This window comes from Limnohabitans sp. (genome assembly GCF_036804465.1).
Classification (GTDB): Bacteria; Pseudomonadota; Gammaproteobacteria; order Burkholderiales; family Burkholderiaceae_C; genus Limnohabitans.
Genome location: NZ_DAIRSK010000003.1, coordinates 123,256 through 132,434, shown reverse-complemented (window position 1 = coordinate 132,434; position 9,179 = coordinate 123,256). Strand labels below are relative to the sequence as shown.

Annotated in this window: 10 protein-coding genes and 1 tRNA gene; 2 read left to right on the top strand and 9 right to left on the bottom strand. The window is 55.6% G+C overall.

Annotation, left to right across the window (positions count from 1 at the left end; genetic code table 11):
* Window positions 1-61 precede the first annotated feature (61 nt).
* From V7Q41_RS02705 to V7Q41_RS02695, 3 genes are all read right to left on the bottom strand, one after another.
* A complete protein-coding gene (locus V7Q41_RS02705) occupies window positions 62-1,774 on the bottom strand; it encodes a ShlB/FhaC/HecB family hemolysin secretion/activation protein (protein ID WP_333842452.1) in 1,713 nt (570 codons plus the stop codon).
* Window positions 1,775-1,962: 188 nt separating this feature from the next.
* Window positions 1,963-2,406, bottom strand: a complete 444-nt coding sequence (locus V7Q41_RS02700; RefSeq protein WP_333842450.1) for a POTRA domain-containing protein — start codon at window positions 2,404-2,406, stop codon at window positions 1,963-1,965.
* A 59-nt stretch (window positions 2,407-2,465) separates the two neighbouring features.
* On the bottom strand, window positions 2,466-2,873 hold the full coding sequence (locus V7Q41_RS02695; RefSeq protein WP_333842447.1) for a hypothetical protein: 408 nt from the start codon (window positions 2,871-2,873) through the stop codon (window positions 2,466-2,468).
* Between the two features lie 147 nt (window positions 2,874-3,020).
* Here V7Q41_RS02695 and V7Q41_RS02690 point away from each other — a divergent pair, with 147 nt between their 5' ends.
* Window positions 3,021-3,302, top strand: a complete 282-nt coding sequence (locus tag V7Q41_RS02690) for a tetratricopeptide repeat protein (RefSeq protein ID WP_333842444.1) — start codon at window positions 3,021-3,023, stop codon at window positions 3,300-3,302.
* A gap of 215 nt (window positions 3,303-3,517) precedes the next feature.
* On the top strand, window positions 3,518-4,480 hold the full coding sequence (locus tag V7Q41_RS02685) for an amidohydrolase family protein (RefSeq protein WP_333842441.1): 963 nt from the start codon (window positions 3,518-3,520) through the stop codon (window positions 4,478-4,480).
* A gap of 88 nt (window positions 4,481-4,568) precedes the next feature.
* Here V7Q41_RS02685 and V7Q41_RS02680 read toward each other — a convergent pair.
* From V7Q41_RS02680 to tolB, 6 genes are all read right to left on the bottom strand, one after another.
* Window positions 4,569-4,644 (bottom strand) — tRNA-Lys (locus V7Q41_RS02680).
* 62 nt (window positions 4,645-4,706) lie between these two features.
* Window positions 4,707-5,525, bottom strand: coding sequence for a tRNA threonylcarbamoyladenosine dehydratase (locus V7Q41_RS02675; protein ID WP_333842439.1), 819 nt, complete (start codon window positions 5,523-5,525; stop codon window positions 4,707-4,709).
* Window positions 5,503-6,585, bottom strand: a complete 1,083-nt coding sequence (locus V7Q41_RS02670; RefSeq protein ID WP_333842436.1) for a YeeE/YedE family protein — start codon at window positions 6,583-6,585, stop codon at window positions 5,503-5,505. Before V7Q41_RS02670 ends, V7Q41_RS02675 begins: the two co-directional genes overlap by 23 nt.
* Window positions 6,582-7,325 (bottom strand): tol-pal system protein YbgF, encoded by a 744-nt coding sequence (ybgF, locus tag V7Q41_RS02665; protein ID WP_333842434.1) that lies wholly within the window; start codon window positions 7,323-7,325, stop codon window positions 6,582-6,584. The genes V7Q41_RS02670 and ybgF overlap by 4 nt, the downstream gene beginning before the upstream one ends.
* On the bottom strand, window positions 7,322-7,843 hold the full coding sequence (gene pal / locus V7Q41_RS02660; RefSeq protein ID WP_333842432.1) for a peptidoglycan-associated lipoprotein Pal: 522 nt from the start codon (window positions 7,841-7,843) through the stop codon (window positions 7,322-7,324). The genes ybgF and pal overlap by 4 nt, the downstream gene beginning before the upstream one ends.
* Before the next feature lie 27 nt (window positions 7,844-7,870).
* Entirely contained in the window at window positions 7,871-9,154 is a 1,284-nt protein-coding gene (tolB, locus tag V7Q41_RS02655) for a Tol-Pal system beta propeller repeat protein TolB (protein ID WP_333842429.1), read from the bottom strand.
* Between the last annotated feature and the right edge of the window lie 25 nt (window positions 9,155-9,179).

The window sequence follows — 9,179 nt, the reverse complement described above, 5'->3', positions numbered from 1 at the left end:
AACCATTCAGATTCGGAACGGCCAGCGGTTTCTTGAGGGTGTTTATGACAAAAATGTCACGTTAGAAAGGCACCGTGACTTGCAGCCAATAACGGTTGCGATCACGCGTGCCATCTTGGTCGTTGCCGGTTTGCGTGGGGTTGGGATTTTGGCCGCTCTTGCGCGCCCAAATGGCTTTGATGTTCACGCCATCGCTGGTGGTGTAGCCCAGGCTGGCGCCAAAACCTTTGTAGGTGTTTCGATTGTTGATGGGGCCGCCAGGGAAGTTGGGGTCGTGCTGAATCCAGACTTGGCCCCAGTCATAGAAGGTGGACAGGTTGATGCCGCTTTCTAGCTGATGTCGCAGCTCTAGCTGTATGAGTTGAGCGTCCGTGCCCGAGCCCTCGCCCGTGGGGTAGGCGCGCACGCCGTTCATGCCGCCCAATTGCATTTTTTCAGAGCTGTCTAGGTTTTTGTCGGCCAGCTGGCCGGTGTAGGACGTAAAAATTGAGGTTTGGGTGCTGAGGGCCTGTTGCCAGGTGCCGTTCAGACGGATTTTGTTGAAAGTGCCCGCGGTTTGCGGGCCATTGAGATCGGTTTGTTGGCTGAGCGAGCCATCTAGATTGATGTGGCCGTTGGTCAGCTGCGCTGAATAGGTGCCGGTGCCACCGCCCGGGCTGAGGTCGCGGTAAAAGCCCGCCACCTGCGCGGACATGACTTGGGCTTTGTAGTCGGACATCAGCAGGCCTTGGGCCGAGGTGTTTTGAAATTGTTTGGCCTCCGCCGCCAATGTGACGGTGGCGCTGCGGTCATCCGCACGCACCAGTGGGTAGATCCATTCCATGCCCTTGGTCAATGCGCGGCCTACTGCGCCCACCATGCCCTGTTCGCCCACCACCACTTGGTAGTTCATGAGGGATGTGTTCAGGCCCATACGCCAGCCGTCGGTGCCCACCGGCAGGCTGTAGGCCAAGCGGGCGTAGTCGCTGCCACGGGTGTGCACGGCCACCACGTTGAGCAAGTCGGCCAAGTCATTGGGGTTAAACCAGGTCAGGCTGGCCATGACGCGCATGAAGCCGGTAGCGCGCGAACCCGCGTTGTCTGCGGTCAGCTCGGCTTGACGGGTGCGACCTTGGTACATCTTGAGCAGCAATTCGGTCTCGCCCGCCTCTCGGCCTTGACGCAGTGAGCCTTGGACGTTGATGCCCGGTAAGTCATTGGCCAGTGCCAAGGCGCGGTCCAGCGACTTGGTGTTCAAAGGCTCGCCAGTTTTTTGCTGGGCTTCGATGATGGCCTCCACATGGGCTTGGGTGTTGGGCAGGTCAGCGAGTTCTTGCTCAATCTCGACTCTGGAGAACACCGATTCAATGACTTCGACCGTCAAAACCCCGTCAGTCAGGTCTTGCGGCGGCAAAATGGCGCGGGCGAGGTAGTTGTTTTTGCGGTAGTACTGCTCCACCACCATGCCGATTTCCAGCATTTGCTCGTAAGTCATGGGGGTGTTGAGAAAGGGCTCGACCATGCCCCTGAGTTCCATGTCGCCCAAAATCGTGACGCCTGTGAACTTGATGTTTTTGAGGGTCATGAGCGCTTTGGCGGCCTCTTCGACCTCTTGCTGCTCCAGCATTTTTTCCATGACGGCATCGACCATGGTTTTGGGTTCGGCCTTGTGTGGCGCGGGTTTGGTGATGGGTTTGGCGATGGTTTGGCCCGTGATGGACTCGACCCAACGGGTGACGGGCAGATCGGTTGTGTCCTCAATCGCGCGCAGCACAGTGCCTGCGGTTTTTGGCATCACCGGGTCGTAGACATCCCACGACCAGGCCAAAAGGCACAGTAAGGCAATCGCAGCAATGATTCGCGACCGAGTTAATTTCACAAAACGAGTAGAAAAACAACCATAGGGGCTGTCTTCATGCAAGTTTCATGCCTTGCCGCTTAATTGACGGGTTTTCTGGCCTCGGTATTGGGTTATTGGCTTCGTTATTGGCCTGGTTTGCTGGGTGGAATGCTTTCAATCACTTGCAGGGTCAGCACCACACCCGTGAGGGGTTGGCGCGGAATGTAGGCCTGCACCAGCCAGCCGGCTTGGCGATAGGCTTGAGACACGGCGTAGGTGAGCTGCTGCAAATCCTGTTGCTTGAGTGGACGGTTGGCAAAAGGCAAGGCCACTGCTTGCAGCTGACCCGTGGTCAAGAGCTGATTGCCCATGAATTGAAAACGCTGAGCGGTGACCACGGTGGTCTCGTCCACCACCATCTCAGGCGGCAGTGATGCCCGCTGCGGCTGAATGCGTTGCTGCTGGCTTTGTTTGAACATTTGCTCGCTTTGGCGCATCAACGTGCCCGCATCTGGCATGGTTTGCGCCCCTGCGCTTGCGCCAAACAGCAAGGCCCAGGCGGCTAGTGTGTATGGGGTTGGACGCATCAATACTCCCTTCAATCGCGCTATTCAGACAGCCTGAGCATAGCGTGGGCTGGAGGCCGCTACTGAGCCAAGGCCTTCTTCTTAAACACCTCAGGCAAGTTGCATTCAGCCAGCTCAGCCTCGAGTTGGGCGTCACCCACGATGAATTCGCCGCGCTTGGCGTAGTTGTTTTTGAGGCGCTTGCTGTAGACCTCAGACACGGTACCCACGTTGCGCTGCACGGTTTTCATGGTGTCTTTGCTTTTGAGGCCGCGTTTTTTGTCGATTTCGCGCTCATTGGCTTCGGACAAAACCATGTAGTGCTGGGCCAAGGCCTCAAAATCTTGGGCGCCTTTTTTCTCTCCCTTGCGCTGCAATAGCGCCGATACATTGAGTTGCAGTGCGGCGCAGCGGTTGTAGAGGTAGGACAGTCGCGTGGGATCACGGTAGGTTTTGTACTGGGTGCGAACCTCATCAAATGGGGACATTTCAACCGCGTGAACCAGTGACAGGCAGCTAAAAAATAACACGACAAGGAATCTTAAACTTTTCATATTTGGAAGTACCACTGTCAATTTTTTGTTGGCACAAATTATGCTTTAACTCACTCGAATTTTTAAATTTAGGAGAAAGACATGACAAACCAACATCTATCAGGTGCGCATCTCACCAGTTTCACCCTGGGTGAACTGACGCAAGCCGCAGAAATGCTGCAAGCCGCAGGTCAGCACCAAGAAGCAATTGAGTTGTACCGTCAGTGGCTCAAGCACGGCAAAGACGAGTGTAAGCATGTGGCATGGTTCAACTACGGTTGGCTGTTGCAAAAGCAAAACAAATTCGATGAAGCCGCCAGCGCCTACAACGAACTGACCAACAATTACGCCAGCTATTTGTCAGGCAACACCGCGATGGCTTGATCGGCTCACGCCTAATAAAAGATTCAATCGTCAGGACCTGGTGAACGCCAGGCCCTGCTTTTTTGCGTCTATTTTTTGTTTTTATTATATTTACATAAGATTAATCGTATTTTTATTAAAAACGACAATTTTAAAAATTTTAGTGCGTGACAACCAAGCGGTAAAGTTTAGGCGGTGTCTTGCACTCCCAAGTGAGAAGAAAAAAGGAAACTTCCATGCGTTCGTTTAAGTTGATCTTCGTCACACTTGTTGCTTTTTGTGCCGTATCTCAAGCCCAGGACAAACCCATTCAAATTCAAGCCTCTTTGGCGCTTGCAAAGACTGTCCCCATCGCAGACGTTCACATGCACACGGTGGACCGTTTGGTTTCATTTCATCAAGCGCAGATGGACAGAAACAATGTCAAATGGGGTGGCGGCGTCGGCCCCACGGGGAAAAACCCACCTAGCACGCAAGACATGCAAACGGCTTTGGGCAACAGATATTTTTTTGGTCTCGGGCAGGCTGAATTTACGCAAGTCTTTTACTCTGCTGGAGCCCAAGGCTTAACCAATTCAAACCACAGAGCTTTTGTGGAACTGTTCCAAGTCGCGGACGCCTTGCTTGAAACCAGAAAAGCCTATGGATTTGGCGAAATACACATTGACAACAACAACTCTGCACCCAGCAATAACTTTAGAAGAAAAGTCACTTTGGACAATCCCGTGGTTCGCAGGATGTACGAAATTGCCAACAAGCATTCGAGTTTCATACAACTTCACATGGAAGCAGATGATGTCAATATTGCCTCCCTCAAGAAATACCTTGCTGAATTTCCCAATGTCAGCACCGTCCTCTCTCATGGACTGCCCTACAGCAGGCAACCACTCATTCGTGACTTACTTGAAACACACCCAAACATTTATTTTGAGCTGTCTAGAAAAGGCGCGGTGTTGAATGAAAAGGAAGTTGGCCAGGCTTTTTCAACCCGCCACGGCGTCAAAGAAATTTGGCTCAAATCAATTGAGCTGTATCCAGATAGATTCATGATCGGCAGCGATACACACGCGCCAGACGAACACAGATACGACGAAGTCATGCAAGAGTTTAGAGAGGGACTCTTTCCCTACCTTCAGCCAGAGACTCTGAAAAAAGTCGCTTATCAAAACGCTGTCAGGGTATTTAGATTGACGGAATAACAAAAAGTGCGTCGTCGGTGCGCACTCAAAATTCAGGCAGAAAAAAAGCACTTGGATTTCTCTAAGTGCTTGATTTCATTGATATTTTTGGTGGGACCAGCGGGGGTCGAACCCACGACAAACGGATTAAAAGTCCGCTGCTCTACCAACTGAGCTATGGTCCCATCACGCACGGTGTTTAACGCTTATTACCCACCCTGCGAAGCCTGCAAGTATAGCGTATTTTTTACAGCGATGGCAATGGCGCGGAAGAAATTTGGTCCATCACCCAGCCCGCTGCGCACTGCCCAAACGTGGCCGTGACGCTCACCACAGAGCCATAGCCGCTGCAGTTCAACGAGCCATCGACTGGCCCATGGTTTGGAATGTTGCAGCTTGCATCTGGAGGCGCCACAGCCTCTCGGCTGAACACGCAGGCAACGCCTATTTTTTGGCCCTCACGCGCTGCGCCGTGCTCGCGGCGCAGGTTGTAGCGCAACTTGGCTAAGAGCGGATCGTGGCTGGTGTGGCACAGGTCGTCAATGTCCACTTTGTGCGCGTGTCGCTTGCCGCCTGCTGCACCCACGGTGATGAAAATCACATGCTTTTTAATGGCCCATGCAGCCATGGCGGTTTTGGCCTTGATTTGGTCACATGCGTCCACCACAGCATCCACATCTGTGTCGTCCAAGATGCCTGGCCAGTTGCTGGGCTCTACAAACGCTTCGATGCAGTTGACCACGCAGTCAGGGTTGATGTGGGTGATGCGCTGGCGCAATGCCTCAACTTTGGCCATCCCCAGGGTGTCGTCGAGCGCATGAATTTGTCGGTTGATATTGGACTCAGACACGTGGTCAAGGTCGATCAGGGTCAAGCGCCCCACCCCGCTGCGCGCCAAGGCCTCCACCGTCCAAGACCCCACGCCGCCCACGCCCACCACCACCACATGGGCTGCGCGTATGCGCGTCGCACCATGGACACCGTACAAACGTGCAAGGCCGCCAAAGCGACGCTCGGTCACGGAGGTTGCTTGTAAGCCAAGTTCAAGCACAAGCGGTGCGCTCATGCCTTGCGACTTGTTGGCGCAGCGCCACCCACGCGCCCAGCACGATGGCGGCCAAAGCCACGCAAGCGTTGAGGCTCAGGGTAGAGATACCGCTCAGGCCTTGACCAAATGTGCAGCCCATGGCGGTCACCCCGCCCACGCCCATCAACACGCTGCCCAGCAGGTGTTGGCCCAAGTCGCGTGGGTTGGCAAAGCCTTCCCAGCGAAAGCTTTTGTTTTGCAGGGCGGAGGCCGCTGAGCCCAACAAGACGCCCGCCACGGCCGCAATGCCCACGCTCAGCACTTTGGAGGCGTCGCTGTAAAACATCAACCAGTCCAAGGTGTAGGCCACGGGGGCGACAAAGTTCAGGGCTTCCATACGACCAGAGTTGGTGGCAAGGTACACGGCCTCTAAAGTTTCGGGGTGTTCGGGCACAAAGCCCACATGCCCACTGACCCACCACATGGCGACCACCAAGCCGCCCACGCCAAGGCCAGCCAACAGGCTGTCAAAAGTCCAAAAATCTTTGTGTCGCAACACCAACAACAGCAGCCCCGCGCCCAAGATGTAGCCAAGGTACGGCAGATCCAATGCATGGAGGTTGGCACCTGAGGGAAGCTGGATAAACACGGTATCGACTGTGTTGACACGCAGCACAGCGGTGATGCCTTTGAGCGTGGCAAAGGCGCTGATGCCCATCACCACCATGACCACCAAGGACTTGAGGTTGCCGCCACCGATGCGCACCAAGGTTTTGTTGCCGCAGCCAGACGCAATGACCATGCCGTAGCCAAACATGATGCCGCCCACCAGGGTGGACAGCCACATGAGACGGGGGCTGGCATACAAGGTTTTGCTGGGGTCAATGAGCCCGAGGTCAGACAAAGCCGTAAAGCCCAACATGGCCACACCGATGGCGCAGATCCATTGCCGGGCGCGGGTCCAGCTGCCCATGTGCACGATGTCTGCGATGGCGCCCATGGTGCAAAAGTGGGTGCGCTGGCTAATGGCGCCCAGCAACAAGCCGCCTAAAAAAAAGGCCCCTAGGACCTCTCGGGTGAGCGTGGCTAACTCTGTCATTTGAGTTTCGCCAAACGTTCAGACGCGGCCAGAGCGGCCTCGGTTTGTGGATACGTTTTGACCACATCGGCCAAAGTTTTGCGGGCGGCCTTGATGTCTTTGAGCTCCAATTGGCAATTGGCAACGGACAACATGGACTCTGGCGCCCGCAGATGTTGCGGCGCTTTGGCCAAGAGCGCGTTGAAGTGGCCAATGGCGATTGCATAGGCGCGGTTGGCATATTGGGCGTTGCCTAGCCAAAACAGGGAGGGCACCAGATAACCGCTGCTGGGGTAACGCCCTATGAATTCGGTGAAAGCCACGGCAGCGGGCACAAAGTCGCCCTTACGAAAGACGGACAGCGCATCTTCGTAAGCTTTGATTTCGTTGGGTTCAGCCATAAATCCAATCCCGTCGACTTTGACGGCAACGGGTTCAAACTTTTTCAGGCGCTCTTCCATACCCTGCGACTGCTCTTTGGCGCGGCGCAGCTCTTTGCTTAACTCTTGGCTCAATTCTTCTTTTTCACCACGCAAGCGAGCGGCTTCGGTTCTCAAGGCTTCGAACTGGTTTTGTTGTTGCAGCAAGGTGCGTTGGACGTTTTGAATTTCTTCGCCTTGTCGCTCCAAGCGCTGGCGCAAATCCAAAATGGCACGACGTGCATCGCTGTCTTCAAACAATGCCGCTTGCGCGCTCATGCTCAGCAACACACCTGCAGCCAGGGTCACCAGACGGATGGCAAAAGAAGGCTGGCGTGTCATTGGTAGTTCAGCGCCGCACGACGGTTTTGGCTGTAGGCCGACTCATCTGAGCCTTGGGCCACAGGTTTTTCTTTGCCAAAACTCACAGCTTCCATTTGGCTTTCTGGAACACCCAAGGCGGCCAAGGCTCGGCGTACCGCCTCTGAGCGCTTTTGACCCAGCGCCAAGTTGTATTCGCTGCCACCGCGCTCGTCGGTATGGCCTTCTAAGTTGACGCGGCGGTTGCGGTCTGCACGCAAGTAGCGCGCGTGCGCATCGAGCACGGCTTGGTATTCAGACTTGACGCTGTAGCTGTCGAGTTCAAAATAAATGATGTGCTCAACACCCACAGGGCCCACTTTGATGCCTTGCATGGCACCCAAGTTACGCGAGCTCAGACCAGGCACGGCGGTTTGGCTGTTGACGCTGGGAATGCTGCTGGCGGCGCGGTCTTCAACCTGCACATCATCGAGTTTGACACCCGAGGCACAACCCGACAGAAAGGCCACAAGAGAGAGAAGTAAGAGAAGTTTTTTCATGAGAACGCTTTAAAAGAGGAAAAGAAATCAGGGTTGTACTTTGTTGAATGGGCCCCAATGAGGCTCACGCAAGTCGCCAGTTTGGCCAGATAAACGGGCTTTGATGCGGCCATCCAACGTGGTGGTCATCAAGGCCTCGCGGCCATCTTGTTGGGTGGCATAAACAATCAGGCGGCTATTCGGCGCAAAACTGGGGCGTTCATCGCGGCTGGAGTCGGTGATGGCGGCCACATTGCCGCTGGCCAGGTCCATCACATGAAGCTTGAATGCCCCCCCGACACGAGAGATGTAAGCCAACCAACGGCCATCGGGGCTCAGGGCGGGTGAAATGTTGTAGCTGCCGTTGAAGCTCACGCGGTTGGCGGGGCCGCCCATGGCCGGCATGCGGTAAATCTGAGGGGCACCACCGCGGTCGCTGACAAAGTAGATCGCAGTCCCATCAGGCGAGAACACGGGCTCGGTGTCTATGCCCGAGGACTGGGACAAACGACGCGGCTCGCCGCCATGGGCGTCGATCACAAACAGCTGCGAGCCGCCATCTCGGCTGAGCGTCACCGCCAAGCTGCGGCCATCGGGGGACCACGTGGGCGAGCTGTTCGAGCCACGAAAATTGGCCACTACCCGACGTTTGCCGCTGGACACATCGTGCACATACACCACGGGCTTGCGCGATTCAAACGACACATAGGCCAGTTGGCCGCCCGAGGGTGACCAGCTGGGAGAAATGATGGGCTCGGGACTGGCCAAAGCAGATTGGGCGTTTTCACCATCAGAGTCAGCCACCCACAGGTTGAAGCGATCACCCGCCTTGGTGACATAGGCAATGCGGGTGGAGAACACACCTTTATCACCTGTGAGCTTTTCGTAGACAAAGTCAGAAATGCGGTGCGAGGCCAAGCGCAAATCGCCTGTCACCACCGTGTAGCTCATGGCGCCAAGGTCTTGACCCCGCACCACGTCCCACAAGCGCACGCGCACGTCGTAGCGGCCATCCGCCATGCGGCTGATGCTGCCGGTCAACAACGCATCAGCGCCCTTTTGGCGCATGACGCTGATGTCGGGGCGTTGGGTCTCGTCAGTCACCACACCGGCGCTCACGCCACGAAACTGGCCGCTGCGCTCGAGGTCAGACTGCACGATGGATGAAATCTTTTGGGGGGACGCCTCTTCACCCCGCAAAGGTGCAAAGGCAATCGGCACTTGGGTCAGCCCCACACCCGACACTTCCACGCGGAACTGCGCCCATGTGGGCAAGGCCAACAAACCGGCGGTCAAAAGCCCAAGTGAGAAGCGCAGAAGGTGTTGAGTCATGGTGAAAGAGCTAGCCAAAGAATAG

Coding starts and splice junctions, on each gene's coding strand:
- V7Q41_RS02705 (WP_333842452.1), bottom strand. CDS start 1,774: ATGCCAAAAACCGCAGGCACTGTGCTGCGCGCGATTGAGGACACAACC.
- V7Q41_RS02700 (WP_333842450.1), bottom strand. CDS start 2,406: ATGCGTCCAACCCCATACACACTAGCCGCCTGGGCCTTGCTGTTTGGC.
- V7Q41_RS02695 (WP_333842447.1), bottom strand. CDS start 2,873: ATGTCCCCATTTGATGAGGTTCGCACCCAGTACAAAACCTACCGTGAT.
- V7Q41_RS02690 (WP_333842444.1), top strand. CDS start 3,021: ATGACAAACCAACATCTATCAGGTGCGCATCTCACCAGTTTCACCCTG.
- V7Q41_RS02685 (WP_333842441.1), top strand. CDS start 3,518: ATGCGTTCGTTTAAGTTGATCTTCGTCACACTTGTTGCTTTTTGTGCC.
- V7Q41_RS02675 (WP_333842439.1), bottom strand. CDS start 5,525: ATGAGCGCACCGCTTGTGCTTGAACTTGGCTTACAAGCAACCTCCGTG.
- V7Q41_RS02670 (WP_333842436.1), bottom strand. CDS start 6,585: ATGACAGAGTTAGCCACGCTCACCCGAGAGGTCCTAGGGGCCTTTTTT.
- ybgF (WP_333842434.1), bottom strand. CDS start 7,325: ATGACACGCCAGCCTTCTTTTGCCATCCGTCTGGTGACCCTGGCTGCA.
- pal (WP_333842432.1), bottom strand. CDS start 7,843: ATGAAAAAACTTCTCTTACTTCTCTCTCTTGTGGCCTTTCTGTCGGGT.
- tolB (WP_333842429.1), bottom strand. CDS start 9,154: ATGACTCAACACCTTCTGCGCTTCTCACTTGGGCTTTTGACCGCCGGT.